The sequence below is a fragment of the Solemya pervernicosa gill symbiont genome (genome assembly GCF_002020875.1).
In the GTDB taxonomy this organism is placed as follows: Bacteria; Pseudomonadota; Gammaproteobacteria.
The window spans coordinates 1-24,059 of sequence record NZ_MPRL01000001.1; the positions used below are offsets into that span (position 1 = coordinate 1).

The 24,059-nt window shown below is 56.0% G+C and carries 20 protein-coding genes; 3 read left to right on the forward strand and 17 right to left on the reverse strand.

What is annotated here, in order from left to right; genetic code table 11:
- From BOW52_RS00005 to BOW52_RS00045, 9 genes are all read right to left on the reverse strand, one after another.
- Nucleotides 1-156, reverse strand: a 156-nt coding sequence (locus tag BOW52_RS00005) for a twin-arginine translocation signal domain-containing protein (RefSeq protein WP_135621881.1), incomplete at its 3' end; no start/stop codon positions are given.
- A 27-nt stretch (nucleotides 157-183) separates the two neighbouring features.
- Nucleotides 184-582 carry a sulfur oxidation c-type cytochrome SoxX gene (gene soxX, locus BOW52_RS00010; RefSeq protein WP_236725578.1) on the reverse strand — a complete coding sequence of 133 codons (399 nt, stop codon included), beginning with the start codon at nucleotides 580-582 and terminating at the stop codon, nucleotides 184-186.
- Between the two features lie 18 nt (nucleotides 583-600).
- Nucleotides 601-1,026: a SoxXA-binding protein gene (locus tag BOW52_RS00015; protein WP_236725579.1), complete on the reverse strand. Its 426-nt coding sequence runs from the start codon at nucleotides 1,024-1,026 to the stop codon at nucleotides 601-603.
- 213 nt (nucleotides 1,027-1,239) lie between these two features.
- A complete protein-coding gene (gene fixJ, locus BOW52_RS00020) occupies nucleotides 1,240-1,845 on the reverse strand; it encodes a response regulator FixJ (protein WP_078482025.1) in 606 nt (201 codons plus the stop codon).
- Complete coding sequence (locus BOW52_RS00025; protein WP_236725580.1) at nucleotides 1,842-3,998, reverse strand: PhnD/SsuA/transferrin family substrate-binding protein; 2,157 nt, start codon at nucleotides 3,996-3,998, stop codon at nucleotides 1,842-1,844. Before BOW52_RS00025 ends, fixJ begins: the two co-directional genes overlap by 4 nt.
- 29 nt (nucleotides 3,999-4,027) lie before the next feature.
- On the reverse strand, nucleotides 4,028-4,648 hold the full coding sequence (locus tag BOW52_RS00030) for an SPOR domain-containing protein (protein ID WP_078482026.1): 621 nt from the start codon (nucleotides 4,646-4,648) through the stop codon (nucleotides 4,028-4,030).
- A complete protein-coding gene (gene argS, locus BOW52_RS00035) occupies nucleotides 4,645-6,414 on the reverse strand; it encodes an arginine--tRNA ligase (RefSeq protein WP_078482027.1) in 1,770 nt (589 codons plus the stop codon). Before argS ends, BOW52_RS00030 begins: the two co-directional genes overlap by 4 nt.
- Nucleotides 6,415-6,514: 100 nt before the next feature.
- Nucleotides 6,515-8,722, reverse strand: coding sequence for a primosomal protein N' (locus BOW52_RS00040; protein WP_078482028.1), 2,208 nt, complete (start codon nucleotides 8,720-8,722; stop codon nucleotides 6,515-6,517).
- Nucleotides 8,723-9,095: 373 nt separating this feature from the next.
- The gene (locus BOW52_RS00045) at nucleotides 9,096-9,650 is read right to left on the reverse strand and encodes a pyridoxamine 5'-phosphate oxidase family protein (protein ID WP_078482029.1); all 555 of its coding nucleotides are present in this window, start codon (nucleotides 9,648-9,650) and stop codon (nucleotides 9,096-9,098) included.
- A gap of 348 nt (nucleotides 9,651-9,998) precedes the next feature.
- Here BOW52_RS00045 and BOW52_RS17655 point away from each other — a divergent pair, with 348 nt between their 5' ends.
- Nucleotides 9,999-10,133 (forward strand): hypothetical protein, encoded by a 135-nt coding sequence (locus BOW52_RS17655; RefSeq protein ID WP_269087619.1) that lies wholly within the window; start codon nucleotides 9,999-10,001, stop codon nucleotides 10,131-10,133.
- 228 nt (nucleotides 10,134-10,361) lie between these two features.
- Here the strand turns inward: BOW52_RS17655 and BOW52_RS00050 are convergent, their stop codons facing one another.
- The gene (locus BOW52_RS00050) at nucleotides 10,362-12,341 is read right to left on the reverse strand and encodes an NAD(P)-binding protein (protein ID WP_078482031.1); all 1,980 of its coding nucleotides are present in this window, start codon (nucleotides 12,339-12,341) and stop codon (nucleotides 10,362-10,364) included.
- A 218-nt stretch (nucleotides 12,342-12,559) separates the two neighbouring features.
- On the opposite strand from BOW52_RS00050, the gene BOW52_RS00055 reads away from it, so the two are divergent.
- On the forward strand, nucleotides 12,560-13,462 hold the full coding sequence (locus BOW52_RS00055) for a 5'-3' exonuclease (protein ID WP_078482032.1): 903 nt from the start codon (nucleotides 12,560-12,562) through the stop codon (nucleotides 13,460-13,462).
- Nucleotides 13,463-13,471: 9 nt separating this feature from the next.
- Nucleotides 13,472-14,350 (forward strand): fructosamine kinase family protein, encoded by an 879-nt coding sequence (locus BOW52_RS00060; protein WP_078482033.1) that lies wholly within the window; start codon nucleotides 13,472-13,474, stop codon nucleotides 14,348-14,350.
- 22 nt (nucleotides 14,351-14,372) lie between these two features.
- Here the strand turns inward: BOW52_RS00060 and BOW52_RS00065 are convergent, their stop codons facing one another.
- The 7 genes from BOW52_RS00065 to BOW52_RS00095 all read right to left on the reverse strand — a co-directional run bounded on the left by BOW52_RS00065 (nucleotide 14,373) and on the right by BOW52_RS00095 (nucleotide 23,972).
- Nucleotides 14,373-15,698, reverse strand: a complete 1,326-nt coding sequence (locus BOW52_RS00065; RefSeq protein ID WP_078482034.1) for a c-type heme family protein — start codon at nucleotides 15,696-15,698, stop codon at nucleotides 14,373-14,375.
- A 129-nt stretch (nucleotides 15,699-15,827) separates the two neighbouring features.
- The gene (locus BOW52_RS00070) at nucleotides 15,828-16,691 is read right to left on the reverse strand and encodes an NAD(P)-dependent oxidoreductase (protein WP_078482035.1); all 864 of its coding nucleotides are present in this window, start codon (nucleotides 16,689-16,691) and stop codon (nucleotides 15,828-15,830) included.
- Nucleotides 16,692-16,762: 71 nt separating this feature from the next.
- Nucleotides 16,763-17,737 (reverse strand): YbgA family protein, encoded by a 975-nt coding sequence (locus BOW52_RS00075; RefSeq protein WP_078482036.1) that lies wholly within the window; start codon nucleotides 17,735-17,737, stop codon nucleotides 16,763-16,765.
- Nucleotides 17,712-18,731, reverse strand: coding sequence for a ferrochelatase (hemH, locus tag BOW52_RS00080; RefSeq protein ID WP_078482037.1), 1,020 nt, complete (start codon nucleotides 18,729-18,731; stop codon nucleotides 17,712-17,714). The genes BOW52_RS00075 and hemH overlap by 26 nt, the downstream gene beginning before the upstream one ends.
- 45 nt (nucleotides 18,732-18,776) lie before the next feature.
- Nucleotides 18,777-19,571, reverse strand: a complete 795-nt coding sequence (locus tag BOW52_RS00085; protein ID WP_078482038.1) for a putative bifunctional diguanylate cyclase/phosphodiesterase — start codon at nucleotides 19,569-19,571, stop codon at nucleotides 18,777-18,779.
- Nucleotides 19,568-21,316, reverse strand: coding sequence for a GGDEF domain-containing protein (locus tag BOW52_RS00090; protein WP_135621883.1), 1,749 nt, complete (start codon nucleotides 21,314-21,316; stop codon nucleotides 19,568-19,570). The genes BOW52_RS00085 and BOW52_RS00090 overlap by 4 nt, the downstream gene beginning before the upstream one ends.
- Nucleotides 21,317-21,524: 208 nt before the next feature.
- The gene (locus tag BOW52_RS00095) at nucleotides 21,525-23,972 is read right to left on the reverse strand and encodes a beta strand repeat-containing protein (RefSeq protein ID WP_172840035.1); all 2,448 of its coding nucleotides are present in this window, start codon (nucleotides 23,970-23,972) and stop codon (nucleotides 21,525-21,527) included.
- Between the last annotated feature and the right edge of the window lie 87 nt (nucleotides 23,973-24,059).

A 24,059-nucleotide genomic window follows, 5' to 3' on the forward strand; every position in this document is an offset into this window, starting at 1 on the left:
AGAGATGGCCGCACCGAAATCGTTGGCTTCAAAAGCGGCCTTGGGCCATGCAGCCATGACGGCACGGGGGGCGAGCAGGCCAGCGCCTACAGCGACACCAACGGTGCCAGCGGCCAGGCTGCCCTTAAGGAAAGTTCTACGCTTGTTGTCGGTCATAATAGTTCTGCTCCGAGAATGCTGTATTTAGAGTGAGTAGATGAATTCAACAATCTGACTAATCTCCTTGTCGCTCAGGATCTTATGAGCGCCAAAGGGAGGCATCATGGTGTTGGGATTCATCTGGGTGGCATCTTCGATCTGTGCACGAAGTACCGCCTTGTCTGGGAAACGCATCTTCATCTGCATTAGCGGTGGTCCAATGGTACCCGCCGCGGCACCGCCCTCAATGGCGTGACACGCCAGGCAGTTACCTTTTTTACGGTTGAAGGAAACGCTCTTGCCGGCCTTGATGTCCGCAGCGAGTTGAGTCTCGACCGGAACCTCCTGACCACTGATGCTGGTGAATGTCTCGGCAGCCATTACGCTACTACCCAACAGGGTCAGGCAGCTGGCTGCGAGGATCTGTTTCATCGATTTACGCATGTCGATCTCCTCTACTGATCACTGTTGAAGGTATGATGGGGTGGTGATGTTGGTCTGGGTGGTAGCCTGGATATAACCGAGCTCACCCTGCAACTGTGCCTTGTGCGCCAGCTTGATAGCCTTTGCCTCGTCTCCGGCTTCAGCTGCCTTTACAGCACCCTTGATGATCTTGCCGGTATCACGCCACTCACCTTTCACTGAAGCCGCCTTTTTAGCAGCAGCCTTGGCAGCCTCGATAGCCTCAGCAGCGGTAGCACCGATTGGTGCAGCTGGTGATGGCTTCATGGCGACCGGAGCGGGTGCTGGAGCGGGTTCTACCTTGGCGACCTCTGCGGCCGGCTTGGCAGGTGATGTGGTTTGAACGGGTTCTTTTTGCTGAGTAGCAAAGATCGCAATCAGGATAATGATCGCGAGCACTGTGCCTATCAGAGCAACCTTCTGCATGGTACGTACCTCCTATGAGCCTTTTTGGTGTTTAGCATCCGTGCATTTATTTAGTTATCTGGAGCAGTGCACGGGCAATTCTGTACATTGCTCCACGATGCAGAGTTTGGTCTGGAAGGGGGGGGATTGAAATTGGGGAATGCAGCGAGAGGGGTTAGGGGTTTCCCTAACCCATAGTTAATAGGTCAATTACTCGTTCTGGGGTAGTGCTGATTAGTCTACTGAAAGACGCATGCGTACCAGTTCGGAGAGAGAGCGCGCCTCCATCTTCTCCATCACCTTGGCGCGGTGCGCCTCGACGGTCTTTTGCGTGACACCCAGCTCAATGGCGATCACCTTATTGGCGCTGCCGTGGACAACCATCTCCATCACCTCACGTTCACGTGGCGTGAGCAGTTTGAGGCGTGCTGAGATGTCAGCCTGCAGCCCCGTTTCGTGGCGCTGCTCCTCATCGAGTGCGATGGCGCGCTGCACACTATCGAGCAGTGCCTGATCCTTAAATGGCTTTTCGATGAAATCGACGGCACCCGCCTTGAGTGCGCGTACCGCAATCGGCACATCGCCATGTCCTGTTATAAAGATGACCGGTAGCCTGACCTGTTCAGCTGCGAGTTGTTCCTGCAGATCGAGACCACCCATACCGGGCATGCGGATGTCGAGTACCAGGCAGCCGGAGCGCTCGCGCTCGTAACCCTCAAGAAAGTCGTTGGCGGAGGGGAAGGTCTCTACCGCCAGCCCCACCGAACGCATCAGCCACTGCAGCGAGTCGCGTACTGCCTCATCGTCATCGACAATAAATACTGTCGCTTCATTACTCATAGTGTTTCCTCACTCTCAGCAGTGGGCAGGATAAAGGAGAAGGTGGTACCGGCCGCAACATTGGTCTCGACCCAGAGCCGACCCTCATGTGCTTCGATAATGCCACGACTGATCGAGAGACCCAGCCCCATACCGCGTGGTTTAGTGGTGAAGAACTGATCGAATAGCTGCTCCTGCGCCTCGGCGGTAATGCCAGGGCCAGTATCTGAAACCTTCACCGAGAGTGTCTTGTCATCACCGGGTGCGGTGGTGATGGTGAGCTGGCGGGTGGATGCATCACTCTCTGCCATCGCCTCAATCGCATTGCGTGCCAGATTGAGTGCCACCTGTTCGACCTGGATTGCGTGGGCATGCACGGGGGGTAACTCGGACTGTAGGTTGAGGTCGATGGTGACACGGCTTTTGTTCGCTTCTGGACCGATCAATACCGCTACTTCGCGCACCAGGTTATTGATATCGACACGGCTACGCTCCGGCGTCTCCTTGCGAATGAAGTTGCGAAGTTGGCGAATGATTTCGCCGGCACGATCGGCCTGATTGGCAGCCCGAGTCATGATCTCGGTGATCTGCTCGATATCGCCCTTGCCCGATTCGAGCATGCGAATCGAGGCGCGGGTGTAGTTGGCGATGGCTGCCAGTGGCTGGTTGATCTCGTGGGCAATACCCGAGGCCATCTCACCCATGGTGCTGACACGTGCGATATGGGCGAACTCCGCCTGGTGCTGGCGCAGCTCCTCGGCGGCCTCTTTGCGCTCGGTAATATCACGAAATACCACTACTGCGCCGACCGTGGCACCGTGCGTGTCCTTGATCGGGGTGCTGCTGTACTCGACCGGCAGGCTTTGGCCATCCTTACACCAGAAGATATCCTCGGCGACAAAACGCGGCATGTCGTCACGGAAGGTGTGGTAGACGGGGCACTCTATACCGGGGAATGCTGAGCCATCGGCGCGGGTGTGGTGTAGCAGTTCGTGCTGATTGTGGCCGATCAGATCCTCGGCGCTCCAGCCGGTAATACGCTCCATCGCACGGTTAACAAAGGTGGAGTTGCCCTCCAGATTGACCCCGTAGATGCCATCGCCGACCGAGTTGAGAATCAGGTCGTGTTTGTGCTCGAGAAAACGCTGTGCCTTTTTCAGTTCACGGTTGAGCTGCCAGACCCAGCTACTCATAAAGAGCAGTGCCAGCGCAACGATTGTGCCGACCACGACCCACTTCCAGTAGTAGCGCAGTACATCGAGCAGGGTGAAACGGCTCGTTTCATCGTAGGGTGCGAGCTTTAACTCCTTAAACAGGTCATGCACCGGCTGGTAGTCGAGTGGGATGGTCCAGCCGGAGTAGTCGCCCTTGTCGGCAGCCGGGTGATCGGCAGGCATTTTAAGCAGCGCCACGGCGACCTGTTGTGCCAGCTGGTTTGAGATGTGGCGTACTTTACTAAAGGGCCACTCCGGGTAGAGGCGGGTGCTGTGGATGAAGGGGAAGTCGGCATCCTGTTTAGGGTTGAGGACGCGAAACTCATTCAGGTTAATCGTCCCCTGACGTGCCATACGCTCCAGAATGTCGGTACGCACGGTACCGGCGTCGGCCTCACCATTGCGCACCGCCATCACCACCTTATCGTGGGTGCCAGCGAAAGAGAGATCTTCGAAGTCGATTTGGGGTTCGATGGCCTGTCCACGCAGTTCGCGCCACGCCATCTGATAGCCACCCAGCGAGGTGCGATCGACCGCCATAAATCGCTTACCGACCAGATCGGAGAGCCATTCGATATCGTCTCGTTCGCTACGGGTGAAGATGACACCGCCGAAGAGATTGTAGGGGACACCATTACGACGGTTGTTGAGGGTGGCGATACGGGTGACGCGGTGACGTACCTCGAGGTTGACGTAGATGCCGGGATTGACCAGTACAAAGTCGACCTCGCCGCTATCGACTGCCGGTTCAACCTGGTCGAAGTTGAGCGGTACGATCTCAAAGAAGTAGTCGGTCAGAGTGGCGTTGAGATAGTCAGCGGTGGGCGACCAGGTCTGCAGTGTGGCAGCATCACCGCGATGGCTGAGTACGCCGATGCGAATCCAGTCCGCTGCCGAGCTGATGGTCGGCAGGAGCGCAGTTGCGAGCAGGAGTAGCCATGTTGTTAATCTTGTTGGCATTGCGGTCTATTGTAGCGGAGTTGTGCCGATCAGTTGCTGATGCGCATCGGCACGGTGTTGATCTTGTTTTCCCACAGCTTGGCACGCACCTTGTTGAGCTCTTTACGACCGGTGTAGGGGCCAAGGTGGACGCGGTGCCAGGTTGAATTATTGTTCACCGTAACGGTCTGGATCGTCGCTTGGTAGCCAAGAAACGCCAGTTTTGCCTTCAGGCTGTCGGCCTGTTTCAGGGTGCGGAAGGAGCCGACCTGCAGCACGTAGCGGGCAGTAGGTTGGTCCGATTTGGTGCTGCTGGTCGCTGGCGCCTCACGTGGCACCTCAACCTCCATCTCCGGCAGCATGTCGTAGAAGTCGAAGCGGGGTGACTCATCAACCGGTTTCGGTGCAGCCTTCTTAACCGGCTTTTTAACTGCAGCGGGCTTGTTTGTTGAGCTGGCGACGGGTTTGTTATCGGTTGGATTCTGCTTCAGATAGACCAGACCGGCGACCAACAGTCCTATCAGCAGGCCAGCAACCAACCACAGCCAGCCAGGTGCAGAACGGCCTGCCGGTTTACCGGAGGCAGCGCTTTTTTTCGGTGCGGCGCGTTTGCGTGGCTTCGGTTTGTTTGCGCCGCTGCCGGCGTTTTTGAAGTCGCGCTGGGTACTCACATGCTCTCCGGCGCAGAGATGCCGAGCAGATTGAGACCATTGGCCAGCACCTGGCGGGTGGCGCTGATCAGATTGAGGCGCGCATCGCGTAGCTCAGGCTGATCCTCAATCAGAAACGGGTGGGCGTTGTAGTAGGTGTGGAACTCATTGGCCAGCTCACGCAGATAGTGGGCGAGTTGATGTGGCTCGTGGCTGAGTGCCGCGCCCTCGACCAACTCGGGGTAGCGTGACAGGGCGACCATCAGGCTCTCCTCGTGTGGCTCGTGCAGCAGGTGCAGATTGGATGCACCGCGTGCTTCATCGCGTTCCAGTTTTTTCTCTGTTAGCTGACGCTGCACGCTGCAGACGCGGGCGTGGGCGTACTGGATGTAGTACATCGGGTTGTCGTTGCTCTGCGACTTGGCCAGATCGAGGTCGAAGTCCATGTGCTGCTCGCATTTGCGCATCACGTAGAAGAAGCGTGCCGCATCGGAGCCGACCTCCTGGCGCAGTTCGCGCAGGGTGACGAAGGAGCCGGAGCGAGTCGACATCTGTACCTTCTCTCCGCCGCGGAAGAGGCTGGCGAACTGCACCAGCAGCACATCGAGTTTGTCGGCATCCTCCTTGTCGCCCATTGCGGTCAGTGCTGCCTTTACCCGTGGTACATAGCCGTGGTGATCGGCACCCCAGATATCGATGACGCGGTCGAAGCCGCGGTCGAGTTTGTGCCAGTGGTAGGCGATATCGGAGGCGAAGTAGGTCTTAATGCCATTGTCGCGGACCACGACACGATCCTTCTCATCACCGAACTCGGTGGAGCGGAACCAGAGTGCCCCCTTCTTTTCGTAGACATGACCCGATTTTTTCAGCTGTTCGATCGCCTCGTCGACCTTGCCCGATTCGACCAGTGAGCGTTCCGAGAACCACTCCTCATATTTAACGCCAAACCCCTTAAGGTCGGCACGAATGTCATCGAGGATGGTGCTGAGGCCGAGGTCGAACACCTCGCGGTAGCGCGCCTTGCCCAGCAGCGTTTTGGCGCGGGCGATCAAGCCGTCGATGTGGGTCTCTTTGTCGCCACCGGCGGGTTCGTCAGCAGGGACGCCATCAAACACCGTCTCGGCAGGATGGGCCAGCCTGTTATCGTGGTTGCGGTGCAAGGTGGCGGCGATATCCCAGACATACTCACCCTTGTAGCCGTTGGCGGGGAATTCGAACTCGACTCCAGCCAATGACAGGTAGCGTAGCCAGACGCTGGTGGCGAGGATGTCCATCTGTCGTCCGGCATCGTTAACGTAGTATTCGCGGTGAACCGAAAAACCGACCGCTTCGAGCAGATCGGCGACAGTGGCGCCGTAGGCGGCGCCTCGACCGTGACCGACGTGCAGCGGGCCGGTGGGGTTAGCAGAGACATATTCGACCTGTACCGATTTTCCTTCACCGATGGTGCTGCGACCGTACTGCTCGCTCTGCTGCATGATCTCACCAACCACGGTGTGGTAGGCATCGGCGGCGAGGGTGAAGTTAATAAAACCGGGACCAGCAATATCGACCCTCTTCACACCGGCGGATTCAGGCAGACGCTCGACCAGCAGCTCGGCAATCTCACGAGGTTTGCGACGCGCCGCCTTGGCCAGGGTCATTGCTACATTGCTGGCAAAGTCTCCGTGGCTGCGGTCACGGGTGCGCTCGATGTGGAGTTGGGGCTGGGTGTCGGCAGGGAGCAGGTCGTCGGCCTTCATCTGCGCCAGTGCCTGTTCTACGAGTTGTTTGATCTGCTGTTTCAAGTCGAATATCCGCTGGTTCTGAGTGGTGCGTGAAAAAGTTGCGCCATTCTACCGTGCAGGTCGAGGCTTTGAAATCGGTTTGCAGCACTCAATGCCGCTTCTAGAAGATCTCCATCGGGTCGATATCGATCGACCAGCGTACCTTGCGGGCGCTCTTCTCACTCTCCAGCTGTGGAATCAGGCCGGTGAGTAACTGCTGTAGCGGAGCGCGATCGGAGGCCTGCAGCAGCAGCTGGGCTCGATAACGTCCGGCGCGGCGTGGCATCGGAGCCGGAATCGGGCCGAGTAGCATGACCTCGTTAATACCGTAGGCACTGCCAAGCTCACGTGCGCGCTCGAGGAAGGTGAAGGGGGCCTGACTATCGGTTGCGTCGGCGCGTAGCAGCGCATAACGGCAGTTGGGAGGCAGGTCGGCGAGATTGCGTTCAGCGAGTGCTGCCTCAGCGAAACGTGCGTAGCCGTCGGTTAGCAGTGAGTTGAGCAGTGGATTCTCGGGGTGGTGGGTTTGGATCACTACCTCGCCGGGACGTTCGGCACGACCGGCACGCCCCGCGACCTGAACCACCAGCTGCGCCATCCGTTCGGTGGCACGGAAATCGGCACCGTAGAGCGCCTGGTCGATATCGAGAATCGCCACCAGGGTGACGTCGGGCAGGTGGTGTCCCTTGGCGAGCATCTGGGTGCCGATCAGGATGCGCGCCTCACCGCTATGTGCCAGCGCCAGTTTCTCCTCCATAGCCCCCTTATTGCGGGTGGTGTCGCGGTCGATACGTACATGGCCGACCTCGGGGAAGTGACTGCTGAGTGCGGTCTCGATCCGTTCGGTACCGAGCCCCAGTGGTCGCAGATCGGGGCTACCGCAGTCGGGACACTGTTCGGGTAGCGGGCGGTGGGTGTCGCAGTGGTGGCAGCGCAGCGCTACGGCGCGCTGGTGCAGGGTGTAGTGATGGTCACAACGCGGACAGTCAGCGATCCAGCCGCAGTCGTGGCAGAAGAGGGTGGGGGCGAAGCCACGGCGATTGAGAAACAGCAGTACCTGACCACCCTTGTCGAGGTGGTGGCGTATCGACTCGAGCAGCGGTGGTGAGAGGCCATCCTCCATCGGCAGGCTGCGAACATCGAGCAGACGTAGCTTGGGATGGATGGCGTTACCGACACGCTCTGGAAGATGCAGTCGTTTGTAGCGTTGCTGGTTGAGGTTATGCAGGCTCTCCAGGGATGGGGTGGCGGTGCCGAGTACGATCGGAATCTTGTGATGGCGGGCGCGCAGTACTGCCAGGTCGCGGGCGTGGTAGCGGAAACCGTCCTGCTGTTTGTAGGAGAGGTCGTGCTCCTCATCGACCACAATGAGCCCCGGCCTCGCCAGTGGTGTGAATAGCGCCGATCGCGTGCCGATCACCACCGGTGCAGTGCCGCTGCTGGCGGCCAGCCAGGCGCAGAGGCGTTCGCGGTTACTCAGACCGGAGTGGAGCACCGCAAGCGCTACACCGAGACGGCGAAAACGTTCGACCAGCTGGGGCGTAAGGCCAATCTCTGGGATCAGTACCAGAACCTGCTCACCACGATCGATAACGGCACGGATCATATGCAGGTAGACCTCAGTCTTGCCGCTACCGGTCACCCCCTCCAGGAGCCAGGCGTTAAAGCCGCTACCGGCATCGAGTACCGCATCGACCGCCTGCTGTTGCAGCGAATTAAGATCGATCAAAGCCGTGGCGGAGCTATCGGCTGCCTCAAGGCAGGGGCGCTCGTTGACCTCGACCAGCCCTTTATTGATCAGGGCACGCAGTGCACCGCGCCAGTCACCCTCCAGGTCGGAGAGCGCCTCACTGGTCACACCTTCAGGATGGGCCTTGAGGCGATTAAGCAGCGTGGCTTGCCGTGGGGCACGTTTCAGTTCCAGCGGATCCTTGTTGAGGCCGGCATCGGTTATCTGCCACTGCTGTTCACCGCGCACCTCAGCGGCATGACCCTGGCGCAGCAGCACTGGCAGGGCGGTAGCGAGTGCCTCACCAATTGGGTGGTGATAGTAGTGGGCGCTCCAGACCAGCAGTTTGAGCAGCGTGGTATCAAAGAGCGGTTCCTGGTCGAGCAGATGATAGGCGCGTCGCAACCGCTTGAGTTCGAATTCACTCTCATCGGAAACCTCGACCAGCAGGCCGACCACCTTGGTCCGACCGAAGGGGATCTGTAGCCTGAGACCGGGTTGAAGCTGCGTGGTATCGCAATCCTTGGGTGGCAGATAGTCGAAGAGACGATAGAGGGGGGTGGGGACGGCGATTCGAAGGATCACGGCGGGGTCGGACATGGGCGCTACTCTACACCATTTTTTTGCGCCGATGGGTGCGCGAATCTGTCTCCAGTTAGGGGGCAAACCTCATGTGAATTATTAACAAAGATCACCTAACTGTTTAACCCATATAGAAAACGCAGTTTAGTCCACAAAAGCTGTGGATAACTTTGTGGATGAAATGGGGCAAAGGGGGTGTAGGCAGCGCTATTGTTGCATATTTGTTAAATTGGTTATTTTTTAATCAATTCTTCATATGTTAATAATATCAATATGTTATAGCGTGTTATTAAGTCGTTGGTTGAGGCTAGGGGCGTTTGTCAGTATTTTTACAGCGTCTTCCTCCTATTTGTGCATAAAGTCATATTTCAGGCTTGTGTTTTATTGGTCACTATGGCTGGGATCGGCCCTGCGCGGGCAGGTTATCGATACTGACGGCATTCTTTTTCTGCCAATATTCACGGATGCCGCTCTCTCCCTTCTTTTCAGCCCACTCAAGCAGCTTTTTTCGCTCCCCAACCGGCTCCATCAGCGGTACGCCGAAGCCGCAGGAGGTCTTTACCATGTCGACGCTGATACGGACGATTTGGCGTACCCCCGGAAGATCTTCATCAAACAGTCCGCGAAGAGTGTCCCATTCGCCGCTATCGGGTAGTAGCACCTCACCGCGGCCGTAGAGGCGAAGTATCTTGGGATCGCCGCTAAAGGCGCAGAGCATCACGGTAATGCGCCCATTCTCGGCCAGTTGGGCCGCCGTTTCGTTACCGCTACCGGTCAAGTCGAGAAAAACCAGCTCGAGTGGGCCGGTAATGCGCAGTGTGTCGTAACCGCGCGGTGAGAGATTGATATGACCATCCTCGGTCAGGGGTGCCGAGGCGACAAAATAGAGGGATTGAGCTTCAATCCACTGTTGTAGTTCGGGTGAGATCTCATGATGCATTCCCATTGATCGATTCCTTATATTAGGTTATTGACGATTTTCAGATGCTAACACCAATAAAAGTCGATAGGTGTGTCAGCCGATCTCAATCAGCTGCGCTAAAGGGGGTGAAGTAACCAAATAAAAGGATCGTAAATATAAAACAGATTAAGCGTGTTGTGGCGGTGGTATTGGGTCTTACGGTGATCGGTCCGATGAGTGTGTCGGCAGATGATCTGACCCAGGGTCAGTGGATTGAGTTACGTGGTAAGTGAGTCGATAAGCACCTAGATCGTAAAGGGGAATGTATTGATGCCCGTCTTGACCGTCGCGCCGTACATGCAGAGGCAGTGGGGAAGATTTGACTGCTGAGGATTGGTTGGAGCTGCAGCCCGACCCGAGCACCCCGAGCCGTCACGGGAGCTGGAGCGTGAGGCAACAATACGTGAGCGTATGCAGCGTTTCCGTAACCTGACCTCAGAAGAGCTTACTGCACTTCGTTATGGCTAGAACCGCTAAACAAGGCTCCCACAGGTGCGTTGTGATGCGTTGCGTAAGGCGTTGGCAGGGAATGAGTGCCGATGAGCGTGCGGCGCTTCGTGAAAAGTGGAGTGAGCGTCGAGAGCAGCGGATGTTTCAGAAGACGGTTTGGGCGGCGGTGCTGGGCGAGGTTAACAGGAAGATTGCAGGCAATAAAAAAGGCCCCTTTCGGGGCCTTTTTTGTCGTGCGGGTAGCGCTTACTCGCCCATGCCCATCTCGATGTAGCCGGTGGGGCAGACGTCGGCACAGATGTGGCAACCGATACAGCGTGAGTAGTCGGTGTAGACGTAACGACCCAGGGTGGAGTCCTGCTTGGGGGTCTTCTTCACAGCTTCCTGTGGGCAGAAGACGACGCAGTTGTCACACTCGAAGCACATGCCGCAGCTCATGCAGCGATCGGCCTCAGCACGAACATCCTCTTCGCTCAGTGGCTGCAGACGCTCCTCGAAGTGTCCCAGAACCTCCTCAGCGTTCACATCGAGCTCATTGCGAATGTGGCGCGGTGTCTCTTCATAGTGACCAAGGAAGAGGTCATTTGAAGGGATGATCTCAAAGCGTGAGCGATCTTCGAAGTTGTGAACCGCCCAATCGTTCTCTGAGGTGCCACGTAGGCCGAGATCGATCTCCTTGGCAAAGCCCTCCTCCTTGGAGACCTCTTCGCGGCCAGCAGCCTCAAAATTAGCGGGTGTATGGTCAGTCTCTTCGAGTTTCATCATCAGATCGAAGTGGTGTACATCAACCTTGGGACGTTTAACCATCTCCTGCTTGTTCAGGTAGTGGTCGATACTATCGACGGCGACTGACGCCTGGCCGATCGCAGTGGTCAACAGGTGAGGACGGATGATGTCGCCTGCGACAAACAGCCCCTCCTTGCCCTTAACCTGGAAGTTGCTGTCGGAGTCGATCAGGCCACGACCATTATTGAAATCTTCCATGCCGGATAGATCACCGGTCTGGCCGATCGCGCCAACGATCAGGTCGGCCTCGATATCCATTTCGGAACCCTCAACGATGCTGGATTCGTTGCCGTTCCACTCAACACGTACAACGCGTAGTGCCTTGGCGCGACCATCCGCGTCGAGTACGACCTCGACGGGGTTGAGGCTGCCGGTGATGGTGACACCTTCGTTCTCAGCCGCCACAACCTCGTGCTTGGCTGCAGGCATCTTGTCGACCGGGCGACGGTAGACCAGCTGCACCTCGGCGCCCTCTTTGGTGGCGACGGTAGCAACATCGTGTGCGGTCTGACCGAGGATGACATTCTCAGGGCGGTCGTTCTCGTGGACGTTGGTGATGTTGCCGAGACGGCGGGCAACGGAGACAACGTCCATGGCGGTATCACCACCACCGACAACCACAACCTTCTTGCCGACGTGCTGCAAGCGGCCGTGGTTGAATGCGGAGAGGAAGGAGACGCCGGATACGCAGTTGGAGGCGTCACCGCCAGGGACTGGCAGGCCGCGGCCTGACTGAGCGCCGATGGTGATCAGGATGGCGTCGAACTCTTTCTCGATCTCTTCCATGGTGACGTCACGACCGATGCGAGTCTCCATACGGGTCTCAACACCCATGTCGATGATGCGTTTGATCTCGCCATCAAGCACGTTACGCGGGGTACGGTAGCCCGGGATGCCGTAGCGCATCATGCCGCCCAGCTCGACGTGGTCGTCGAAGATGGTGGCGCCGTGGCCCTTGCGGCGCAGCTGGAAGGCTGCTGCCATACCGGCAGGTCCGCCACCGATGATCGCGACCTTCTTACCAGTCTCGCTATCGGGCTTGCTGAAGGTCAGGTTGTTCTCAAGTGCGTAGTTGCCGAGGTAGTGCTCAACCGAGTTGATGCCGACAAAGTCTTCGACCTCGTTGCGGTTACAGCCATCCTGACACGGTGCTGGGCAGACTCGACCCATGATGCCGGGGAAAGGGTTGGAGTCGGTGGCACGGCGGAAGGCGTACTCCTGCCAGCTCATATCACCCGCAGGCTTCTCGATACCACGAACGATACTCAGCCAACCACGGATGTCGTGGCCCGAGGGGCAGCTACCCTGACAGGGTGGGGTTTTGTGCACATAGGTCGGGCACTTGTGGCTCCAGCTCGCCTGGAAGATCTCTTCAGACCAGGTGCGTGGTGATTGATCGCCATCTTCGTAGCGGCGGAAGTTAAGAGTCTTGTCCGTCATAGCGCTGAAAACCTGTAGTTGTGTACGTTAATGGAGGCTAAGTATCGCCCAAATGGGTCGAATACTTTATATATCTTTTGGGCTAGGCGCAAATCGTTTAGATCTGCGAAATCCTTACCATTTTAGGATTTCTTGGCGATTCGTCTATGGCTGGATGAGTGTGGGTATTCAATGCTGAGTCGCTTGTCTCGAAAAAAGCTTCGGGGTAGGGTGCGCCGATGGCAAAATCCCAAGACAAGTGGCTCTTTCTGGTCGACGCCAGCGTCTACATCTTTCGTGCCTGGCACGCCTATCCCGATGACCTCTTCGACGAACAGGGGCACTCGGCCAATGCGGTACACGGTTTTGCGACCTTTTTATGCCAGTTGCTGGAGCGGGCGCGTCCCCGACATATCGGTGTCGCCTTCGATGAGAGTCTGCTGACCTCGTTCCGTAACCAGATCTATCCCGCCTACAAGGCCAATCGTGAGCCGCCACCGCCCGAGCTGGAGCGGCAGATGAAGGCGTGCCGCAAACTAGCTGAATTAATGGGGATGACAACCTACGCCAGCGATATCTACGAAGCGGATGATCTGATCGGCACTCTGGCGATCAAGATGCGCCCGCACGGATTTCGTACCGCAATTGTCAGTCGTGATAAGGATCTGAGTCAGCTGCTCGCTGAACGCGACGTGATGTGGGACTTCGCCAACGATAAGAAGATTCGCCACAGCGAGGTGAAGGCACAGTATGGTGCCGAGGCGCACCAGATCATTGATCTGCTGGCGCTGGCGGGTGATGCGGTCGATAACATTCCCGGTGTGCCGGGGGTGGGGCGCAAGACTGCAGAGGCGTTACTGGAGCGGCTCGGCTCGCTCGATGAGATCTATGAGCGGCTTGATGAGGTGGAGTTCTTCTCCATTCGTGGTGCTAAACGGGTGAAGCAGCTACTGCAGGAGCACCGGGAGATGGCGCTGATCTCACGCCAGCTCACCGCCATCGCCACCGATGCGCCGATCGAAGGAGCGCCTGAAAATCTGGAACGCAAGGAGCTCGATCAGGAGGCGCTTGAGACCTTCTGTGAGTTCCACAACTTTGATCGTTATCTGGGTGAGCGTTGTCTTGCCTCACGTCACCTATAGGGTTCTTCGATGTCGCTGTGGCAAAAGATTGCACTTCGCATTGCTGAGGAGAGCGGGGAGCCGTTCAAGCTACAGGGTGAACACGCCATCGGTGGTGGCTGTATCAATAGCGCCAGTCGTTTAAAGGGTGAAAGCAGCAGCTGGTTTGTCAAAACCAACAGTGCCGACCGGCTACCGATGTTCGAGGCAGAGGCGGCCGGGCTGGATGAACTGGTCGCTAGTAATACGGTGCACGTGCCTAAGCCGCTCTGCACCGGTATTGAGTCGGGTTCGGCCTATATCGTGATGGAGAACATCGAGATGGGGCGTGATGGGCGTGACAGTATGGCGCGCTTTGGACGTGAGCTGGCGGCGATGCACCACACCACACAGGATAGGTTTGGCTGGTATCGCGATAACACCATCGGTGCTACCCATCAGCCCAATAGTGAGATGGAGAGTTGGATTGAGTTCTACCGTGACCGGCGGTTGGGCTATCAGATTGATCTGGCCGCAAGGAAGGGTGCGCATGCACTCTCGGAAAAGGGTGAGAGGCTAATGGCGGGTCTTGATGCCTTTTTCAACGATTACACTCCACAGCCCTCGTTGCTGCACGGCGATCTCTGGTCGGGTAACTACGCGATCGATAGCCACGGTGTGCCGGTGATCTTCGATCCGGCGGTCTACTTCGGTGATCGTGAGGCGGATCTGGCGATGAGCGAGTTATTCGGCAGCTTTGGTCCCACCTTCTACGATGCCTATCACGAGGCGTGGCCGATCGACCCCGGCTATTCGGTGCGCAAAACCCTCTACAACCTCTACCACATCATCAATCACTTCAATATGTTCGGTAGCGGCTACCTGGGGCAGGCAGAATCGATGGTCGAGCAGTTGCTGTCGGAGTTGTGATGAGACGCGTGCGGGGCGAACGCTAATCAGATGTGCAGTTGATTATACCGTAGCGCTGTTCCGACTTTGCCCTCTGCAGGCAGCTGTTGGCGCCCGCGATAAAGTCGTCGAGGTTCTGGGAGTGGGTCACCTGTTTAAGGAGTGTGGCCGCACAGGTAATCGTGACCACCTTGGCGTGGGTGGCGCGACGATGGCGAATCTTCATCGCCTCGACCTCTTCACAGAGACTGGTTGCCAGATTGACCATCATGCGTTCACTGAGCCCGAGCTTGAGTATGGCAAAAGAGGTGACCCCGGTGTGTGCGCAGATGGCATGACTGCCATGGGCAAACCGCTCTACCTGTGAACCGACCTGCCGCAGACAGAGGTCGGCCTCAAGGTGACCATACTGCTCCAGATAACTCTGAAACTGGTCGATCTCGATGGCGAGATAGGCGATCGGCTGGTGTCTGGCCATGGCCTGTTTCCAGAGCGAAGGGGCGCTTTTTTTGAACTGCTCGAGTGTGGGCAGGCCGGAGATGTTGTCGAGTTGTACATTGCTGCTCTCTGGTAGCGCCATCGAGATCGGTGCGACTGCCTTTCTAGTGGTGCGGCGTGGTGATGGCGAGGTGATGGAAGCGTGTTTCCCGGCATGGGATCTAAGCAGTGGCGCACTCATTAGATAGCTGATGCTACCCCAGAGCAGGAGGTGGAACAGGATGATGATCGCAACAGTGTTGTATATGTTGTCGAAGATCTGACGAGCGTCGATGTTGATGCTGATGCCGCCCCGGATGTCATCGACTCGATAACCCTGATGAGCGTGGCACGCCAGGCATGATGGCTCCACCTTCAGGGGTGCCATGTAGCGGAACAGCTTTTTCTCTGGAGTCTCGATTAACGAGGTGCGTTCCGTTATGCCTTGCTCGAATGCGGTGAGTGATTCTCTCTCCCAACTATCGGGTTCGTTCTCCGGACGGAGCGGTTTGAGGCTGGTGAGATGGAAGTTGAAACCGTAGTTGTCGGCGAGCTCGGAGATCTGACGTGTCATGTAGGCGGGATTGATGCGCGTGTAGCTGTTGCCGCTACTGTCTGTCATCGACCTGAGGCCGGGGTAGAGATAGGGGTTGGGTGGATTGTTTTCAGTGGTTGGTGCAAAGACGCCGCCGTGCTTAGCGTTCCATTTGCGTGTGATTTCTATGCTTTGAAACAGCACACGGCCACGCTCAGCGGCCATCTCGAAGGCGTGGGAGCGATTGAGGTTGACGTTCCAGATCAGTGAGGCGACGACCAGCAGGGTCCATACGGCAATGGGTAGAAGCCAGTAAGCGCTTCGTGATCCCAGGTTGCTGTGGCGTGCAGTCTCCATGCCGATGGCTCCATGTCTCCATCTGGCCCATCAAGTGGGTGTTCCGTGTCTCGAATGCGCCGCTGTTATCGTTATTTTTCCTCATCATAGCTTGGCGGAGCAGGAGTGGCTATTGAGCAGGTAATGTTACTAATGCAGCGGATTAACTGACTTGTAGAGTGCCGAGTAGTCCTCTGCCTCGTTGCTACTGTTGAGCGCCTGCTCAATTAATGGCCGCACACCCTCAAGAATCGAAGTGTTAAGGCCAATCTGGTTGGCTTCGTCGAGAAACAGGTCGACATCTTTGAGCAGGTGCTGCACCGGAAAGTTGGGGTTGCTGAAGTTACGGCTGAGCATCTTGTCGAGCTTCTTGTCGAAGGTGGGCGCATAGAGGGCGCTCTCGCGCACGATCTCCATAAAGCTATCGATGTTTAACCCTTCGCGCTGAACAAAACCCAGGCTGAGGGAGAAGGCAGCGGTGAGCGAGGCGATGAGCTGATTCATCGCCAGCTTGATTGCGGCGGCATGACCGACAGGCCCGATCAGGCGCGGATTGCTCCCGAGTATGGTGAGTAGAGGCTGCCACTGTTTAAACTGCTCGGGGGTGGCACCGACCATCAGGATCAGCGTGCCGGCTTCGGCCTCGGGCAGACTACCGAGAACCGGAGATTCGAGATAGCGGCCGCCTGCGGCCTCAATGGCGGCTTGCAGGTCACGGCTCTGCTGCGGCGCGATGGTGGCCATCTGGATGATGGTCTTGCCACTGAGCGCGGTGTGTGTGTCCTGATTGAGTAGCATCGACTCGATCGCCTCGGCATCAGTCAGCATGGTTATGACGACCTCAGCGCTGCTTATCGCATCGGCAGCGGTGGCAGCAACCTCAGCGCCCGCCTCCTTGAGTGGGGTGGTGCGTTCCGCTGTACGGTTATAGGCGATCAGATGGTGGCCGCTCTCAATCAGTCGTTTGGCCATTCGGTTGCCCATCAGGCCTGTTCCGATAAATGCGATATGCACTGCGACTCTCCTCAATCTAAATATCTGAATGGAAGGGATGATACCCGATTAGCCGGCTGGGTAGCTTTGAGCTAGAGGCCTCGTAGTATCGATTCGTCAGGGCTCGGAAAGAGATAGTGCTGCTGCCGGATGTAGCCGTTGGGATGTTTACGGAAGTGGTGGCGAAGTAGGGTGAGCGGCGCAGCGCGGGTTGATTGGCCCTGACGAAATGCATCAATGAGCTCAAGTAGCTCTTGTTTGTCCTCGGCATCAATCGACTTTTTCAGGTAGCCCAGGATGTGCTGCATCACGTTGCAGTGTTTGGCTGGGGTGGCACGCTTGTTCAGCGCATCCATCAATCCGGTGGCATAGGTCTGTTTCAGGGTGGAAAGTGGTTGAGTGCTAGCGCTGGATATCAGTTGTCCAAGCTGGCGGTAGGCCTGTGGACTGTGCGCCATCAGGCAGAGTTTCTGTGCGGCATGAAATTCGCTCAGTCGCTTTGGCGTGAGGCGCCGACTATTGAGTTGCTGCCAGCGCTGATAGGCGAAGACCCGTTCAATGAAGTTGTCGCGCAGCTCGGGATCATTGAGGCGTCCCTCTTCCTCAATCGGTAGCAGAGCATTGCTCTCCATCAGTTTGGCGGCGAAACGCCCCACCCCCTTTTTTACTACGGGGCCTTTGGGCGGGTAGACCGATACGCGTTCCATGCCGCAGCTAGGTGATCGTGCCTTGAGAATGTAGCCGCTGATCGACTTCATTTCTCGAGCGGTGCGTCTGCCCAGTCGTTCGAGCTTGTTGGTGACGTTGAGGTTAGGATCGAGCGTGCCGACGGCCTGTGGTGTAGCAGGTTTTCCTACCAGGCGGATGGTGGGGCGAGGCACACCCAGGCCAGCAGCCACCTCGGGACAGAAGGGGGAGAGATCAAAGTGTGCGCCGAGTGTCTCGACAATGTAGCCGTTGTACTTGTGATGGCCGTCGTAGCGCACCTTCTCACCCAGCAAGCAGGCGCTGATGCCGAGTGTGATGCGAGTGTTCACGGTGTTATCGAGGTTGCTCGAGATTGTCATCAATCCAGCCGCCGCTGTGCTGCAGCACGATGTCGGTGAGCGCGTCGATGTGTGCCGGTTCAGCATTAAGGGCGGGAATGTAGCTGAACTGTTTGCCACCTGCGCCCAGGAAGTAGTCACGATTCTCCACCGCGATCTCCTCAACGGTCTCTAGGCAGTCGGCAGCAAAACCGGGGCAGATGGCGGTAACGCTGTCGATCTCGGAGGCTCCCCAGGCCTTGAGTGTCTCGTCGGTATAGGGCTGTAACCACGGCTCGTTGCCAAAGCGCGACTGGAAGCTCATCTGCCACTGTTCGCTATTGAGAGATAGAGCCTCTGCAAGTGCTGTGGCCGTGGCCTTGCACTGCTGATCATAGGGGTCACCCGCTTCGCAGTAACGCGCAGGTAGGCCGTGGAATGAGATCAAAAGTTTGTCGGATTGACCATGCTGCTCCAGATGTTTGTTAACGCTTGCTGCAAGTGCATTGATATAGCCGGGGTGAGTCGCATAACTATCGATAAAGCGGAGTGCAGGGATGTGACGCCACTGCTGCAGTTCACCGCTCACCGCATCAAAGGTACTGGCGGTGGTGGCGGCGGAGTATTGCGGGTAGAGCGGTAGTACGACGATGCGCTCAATACCGCTGCTGTGAAACTGTTGTAACGCCGAGGCGATCGAGGGGTTGCCGTAACGCATGCCGACGATGACCTCAAAGGTGTCGGGGTGGTGGTTATCGAGTTGCTGTTGGAGTGCCTTGGCCTGCAGGTTCGTGGTGTGCAGTAGCGGTGAACCGTTGTCGGTCCAGATGTCGGCATAGGCCTTAGCGACCTTTTGAGGCCGGACACGCAGAATGATTCCGTGCAGTATTGGCCACCATTTCCAGCGGGGCAGGTCGATAACGCGATGGTCAGAGAGGAACTCGGCAAGGTAGCGTCGAAGTGCATCAGGTGTGGGTGCATCGGGTGTGCCGAGGTTAGATAAAAGGATGCCAATGCGTTGCGCGTTGCGCTTCATGAGGTCACTCGTAACAGATGTTTGTCGAACAGTATAACGTTACTGCTAATTCATTTTGGATTGGTCATCTACGTGGTTTTCAGCGGGGTAGTAACTGATAGCCATCCACTCGTTGAGCGATTTAACATCCATAGGGCGGGCGATGTAGTAGCCCTGAGCGACATCGCAGCCGTGACTGGAGAGAGAGGTGAGCAGAGCGTGGTGTTCGACTCCTTCAGCGACCACCTTAAGCCCCAGATTGTGAGCCAGGTCGATGGTGGAGCGAACGATCGCAGCGTCATTCTCATCGCTCTCCATGTCGAGCACAAAAGACTTGTCGATCTTCAGCTCATCAACGGGCAGTCGCTTTAAGTAGGCGAGTGAAGAGAAGCCGGTACCGAAGTCATCGACCGAGAGACGAATGCCCATCTTATCAAGACGGGTGAGGTTACTGATGGCACTCTCAGGGTCGGCCATCATTGCACCCTCGGTGATTTCCAGAGATAGCTTGTCAGCGGCAAGTTTGTATTTTTCCAGAAAGCCGCCGACTTGCTGGGGTAGTTCCGGATCCTGAAGGTTGAGCACGGAGAGGTTAACGGCAACCTTGAGGTCGACGCCGTGCTTAACCCAATCGGCACACTGGCAGAGTGCTGCTTCGAGTACCCAGAGCGTAAGCTGTTTAATCAGGCCGGTACGCTCGGCAATCTTGACCATCTCTTCGGGAGGAATAAAGCCCCGATCAGGGTGGTTCCAGCGCAGCAGTGCTTCAACCCCCGTGATGGTCGCTGTATGGATGTTTAATTTGGGCTGGTAGTAGAGCTCAAGTTGATCGCTCTCGATGGCATGACGTAGATCACTCACAAGCGAGAGACTCTGTACGCTGTACTCATCATTATCTGAGTTGTGAAGGCGTAACCGCTATTCGATCGTTTGGCGAGATACATGGCCACATCTGCACGTTGTAGCAGTGATTCGCTATCGTTGGCGTGATCAGGGAAGAGCGCGATACCAAGGCTTCCGCCGACATAGAGCTTGTGCTCTTTTATCTGCAGGGGCTGCTCCATCATGGTGGTGATCTTGTCGGCAATGTGGGTTGCCTGTTCTCCGTCTGCGGTAGGTAGCAGGATGGCAAACTCATCACCGCCCAGGCGTGCCACGGTATCAGAATCTCGTAGGGTTTTATTGAGACGTTTGCTGATCTGGCAGAGGACTTCATCACCTGCCTGATGTCCCAGTGTGTCGTTGATCTCCTTGAAGCGATCAAGGTCCATCATAATCAGGGCAAAACTGCCGCCGCTGCGTCGGGTTGATTTAACTGCCTGCTCAAGGCGGTCGTTAATCAGGGCGCGGTTGGGGAGGCTGGTGAGTGAATCGTGTAGTGCCTGGTGTTCAAGCTCGGTCTGTCGCGAATTGACCTGGCGGCGCATTTCGGAGAAGGCGTCCACCAGGCTCTGGGTCTCTGTTGTGCAGAGTCTGGGAATCTGAATGTTGACCTTGTTTCGGCTCTCGTCGGTGAGCGCCTGTGCAACCAGAGCGATAGGTTGCAACACGATGCGATTAAAAAACAGGTAGACCACGGCGATAAAAATCAGGCCAATCATTGTCATCGCCCAGAGTGTGTTACCGATATTATCTGCGACATTGGAGAGTGCGCCGACATCGTAAGCCGCAGATGCGTCGATCTGGCGATCAAAGTCGTGGAGCTTTTTCACGATGTTGTTAAAGAGTGGACGGAAATGATTTTCAAGCAGAGGGATGTCGCTACGCCAGTAGTTGCCCGCATGGATATGTTTGATCTCCTCGAAGCTGCGGTACCAGTTCATGGCGGACTCTTCGATGTCGTCAAGGGTACTTGAATTGATGAGGTCGATTCTGTAGGTGCGATCAAATTCGCGAATCTGATAGAGCGTTCGCGATAACTGTTGATAGAGTTCATCAACGTCGGTTGCCTGACCGACAAGTCCCGGTTCGTTAAAGCCAGAGAGACGATTGGCCAGGTAGAGATGAAAGCTTGAGGTTAGTTGGGTCCAGTTGTGATTGAGTCGTAAAAACAGCTGATAGCCATCCTTATGTATGTAGCTAGCATTCAGCTCGTCGATGGTAGTGGAAAGTGTGGTTGTGAATTTGATGTTCTCGATGCGCAGCACATCTCGAATTAATTTAAAGCTCGGGTAGAGTGCTTCGCCATTGGTGCGAAGTGCAAGTAGCTGGTTGGCATGGTTCTGCAGTGATGAGAGTTCGCTGCTGATCGTTAGTGCGATAGCCGCTGGATTGAGTTCGTGTATCGGGGGAACTGTCGCCAGTAGGTCGGTGTGTTTCTTGGCGCTGGCAAGATTGTCGGTTACCTGTTGGTGAAACTGAGGTGTTGGTTTTAGAAGATAGGCATCAACACCCGCATATGCTTCCCACAGCGTCCGTTTGATCTGACGGCTATGCTGCAACAGCGCGTCACGGGTATTGATGTTGGCCGTGCTGCTCTCACCCGCATTAAGCACATAGATCTGAGCGCCCCATACCAGAACAACCACACCCAGGCCAATCAGTGCGGCAAAGCCCAGGTAAATCTGGCGCAGGCTGTAGAGCATTTTTTTATTGGGTGTGCTCAATGGACTCCATTCGAATGAATCTGAATTAAGAGATATAACATTGAAGGGCTGATCTGATAACCTTTTGAATATCTCGTTTATATAGATGTGGAGTGTAATATCCGTATCAAAAATATACTAATTCCATTAGTGATTCGGATGTTGAGTGTAGAGAAAGAAAAGGCCACCTGATGGGTGGCCTTTTCTCGTGTTTATTGAAAACAGTCGATTATGGGGTTGTTGAATCGACAGTGATAAGTGCGGAGATGTTGGTCCCTTTTGGAGAGGTGACTTTGACCTTGATTGTAGAAATTGCTGCGGCGTCACCATCAGGATCATTCTGAACTTCAAGATCGAAGGCGGTTGCACCAAAAGCGATTCCATCCGCTATGTTTAGATTCGAGTTGCCTACTGCGTAACTGGTGTCTGATAGAATCAGGATGCTGTCGTTGGAGGATGTAATCGTGATCGTCGAGCCTTCCGGCATGGGATTACCATTTTCATCTACGACGATGATAACAGCGTTGTCAGTATCTCCGGCCGCGAAGACATCCAGCGTTCCGGCGTCTGCAGCATCGTCGCCATCGGTATCAAAGCCGATCAATGCCACAGAACCTGACATGATCAAGACAATATCGGCTCTTACAAAGGTGGTTGTTGAAACACCGTCGCATTCTGTGGGTCCGTCGCAGAGGATGCCATTGTAGAGCCCGTCAGCAGCGTCGTACACGGTGTCTCCATCGAAGTCGCGTGCCTCTTCATCATCAGCAGCACCAGTGTTGTCGAAGACACCATCCTCATCATCGTCGCGCCATGCTTCCGGTAAATCTCCGAAGTATTCGCCGTCATCAAACGTACCAGTGCCATTCGAGTCGATAAATGACTCTTCGCCGACAGCGGTTGCGAGGATGGTGATACGGCCATCAGAGGGTTTTGGAGAGCTGGATTTCCATACAACAGAGCATCCGCCGTCACTGGTTGTGCAGGTAGGTTCGATCTGACCGCCTTCTGTCGTGAAGTAGATGCTAGTGCCGTCAGGGACCGGGTTGTTGAAGTGGTCGGAGGCAAGGATATTGATCGATGAGCACTCCTCCTCGGTATCGGGATCACAGGTAGGTGAGGCGTTGTATTGGAGCGTTTCAAGGTTGAGGCGCGATGCACTGATAGAGAAACTATTCTGGTCTGGAATACCCGTTGAGATTGTCAGTGAATCGGATACTGCAGTAATCGTCGGAATGGTATCGTGAGTTGCTGTTACACGTACGGTAGTTGCTACATTGCCTGAGTTGACCCAGGTTGAAACGTAACCGTCGGCATCGGTTGTTTCAGTCGCACTGGTTAAAGCGATGCCGCCCACTGCGGTGTTTAGCGAAAAGTTGATGTCCTGTCCGGAGAGGGGGTTGCCGGTAGTGTCCAGTAGTCGGAAGGTGACCTTCGAGGCGACTACGGAGCCGTAATCTCTAAGACCGATCAGTGTAGGATCGGAAGAGATGAATACAATCGAGTTGGCGGTGCCGGGTAGTACATTTACAGTGCCAGTGGCGGTGGTTGGTGTGCCGTCCACTGTAGCACTGGCTGTAATCGTGACATCACCATTGCAGCCACCTGACGTATATGTGGTGGATACGCTGCCACCAATCGTGGTGACTGGTGAATCGATGGTGCCGTTGTTGATGCCTCCGTCAGTTGTACAAACCGCCGTAAAGGTCACATCGGTGGCTGTTTGGTAGAGGCTACCCGTGGTGCTGTCAGCCAGAGTCGCATTGACGGCGGTAGAACTTCCCGCTGAGAGCGGGCTGATGGCGATATCGAGATTCCCCTGGTCGAATCCGGCGGGAGGAGTTCCGCTACCATTGCCGAGTGCAATTGTAGCGCCTGAAGTGGCGAGAACTTCAACATCACCCATGACGGTTAACGCTGAGCCATCGACAATTGTCGCGGCAGTTATCGTGTCGGTGCCCAGGCAGCCGTCTGGTGTGTATGTGACAGTAACCGTGCCATCGGATGTTGTGATCGGTGATGAACTAACGGATGCAGTGCCTGCCTGAATGCAGGCGCTGGTGAAGTAGATATCAGCGCTTCCCTCGTAGAGGTTGCCACTGGCATCAGCCAGTGAGACCTGAATATCTGTTGTGCCGTCGGAGGCGATCGGTGTGTTAGCTATATCCATAACACCAGCCGTAAAGGCGCTTGACGGTGGCTCACCACTTCCGATCACGATCGGTGCGATGGTTACGTCTCCCGTAGCGGTAAGGGTTTCGCTATTCACAACGGCTGATGCAGTTACGGTATCGGTGCCTGTACAACCGTTAGCTGTATAGGTGGTCCTTGCCTCACCGGTAGATGTCGTGACGCTTGGTATGGATGCGGTATCAACTCGCGCACAGTCACTGGTGAAGGAGATGGTGGTGGCTGTGGTGTAGGGATTATCATCTTCATCGACAAGGGTGGCGAAAATAAATGTGCTGCCGCCTGATGTGATCGTACTCGAAGTAATCTCGAGCACTGCGTCAGTAAATGTTCCTGAGGTGACGCCGCCGCTACCTAGAGATACGTCTGCTGCTGTAGTTGTGCCACCGTCAGTGCCCCCATCGGTGCCCGTTGTTCCTGTTCCCTCTTCACATGCAGCAAGTGCCAAGCATAGGAATGCCATCCCAAAACGCGCGAATACTGACATTTAGTTATCCTCTAAGGAGCGTATTTTCCGTTACTTTTACAGGTCGTTATTATGTCCGATAAGAGCTAAAGCTATGTGCTCTTCTGG

Coding starts and splice junctions, on each gene's coding strand:
- soxX (WP_236725578.1), bottom strand. CDS start 582: ATGCGTAAATCGATGAAACAGATCCTCGCAGCCAGCTGCCTGACCCTG.
- BOW52_RS00015 (WP_236725579.1), bottom strand. CDS start 1,026: ATGCAGAAGGTTGCTCTGATAGGCACAGTGCTCGCGATCATTATCCTG.
- fixJ (WP_078482025.1), bottom strand. CDS start 1,845: ATGAGTAATGAAGCGACAGTATTTATTGTCGATGACGATGAGGCAGTA.
- BOW52_RS00025 (WP_236725580.1), bottom strand. CDS start 3,998: ATGCCAACAAGATTAACAACATGGCTACTCCTGCTCGCAACTGCGCTC.
- BOW52_RS00040 (WP_078482028.1), bottom strand. CDS start 8,722: ATGTCCGACCCCGCCGTGATCCTTCGAATCGCCGTCCCCACCCCCCTC.
- BOW52_RS00045 (WP_078482029.1), bottom strand. CDS start 9,650: ATGGGAATGCATCATGAGATCTCACCCGAACTACAACAGTGGATTGAA.
- BOW52_RS00050 (WP_078482031.1), bottom strand. CDS start 12,341: ATGACGGACAAGACTCTTAACTTCCGCCGCTACGAAGATGGCGATCAA.
- BOW52_RS00055 (WP_078482032.1), top strand. CDS start 12,560: ATGGCAAAATCCCAAGACAAGTGGCTCTTTCTGGTCGACGCCAGCGTC.
- BOW52_RS00060 (WP_078482033.1), top strand. CDS start 13,472: ATGTCGCTGTGGCAAAAGATTGCACTTCGCATTGCTGAGGAGAGCGGG.
- BOW52_RS00065 (WP_078482034.1), bottom strand. CDS start 15,698: ATGGAGACTGCACGCCACAGCAACCTGGGATCACGAAGCGCTTACTGG.
- BOW52_RS00075 (WP_078482036.1), bottom strand. CDS start 17,737: ATGACAATCTCGAGCAACCTCGATAACACCGTGAACACTCGCATCACA.
- hemH (WP_078482037.1), bottom strand. CDS start 18,731: ATGAAGCGCAACGCGCAACGCATTGGCATCCTTTTATCTAACCTCGGC.
- BOW52_RS00095 (WP_172840035.1), bottom strand. CDS start 23,972: ATGTCAGTATTCGCGCGTTTTGGGATGGCATTCCTATGCTTGGCACTT.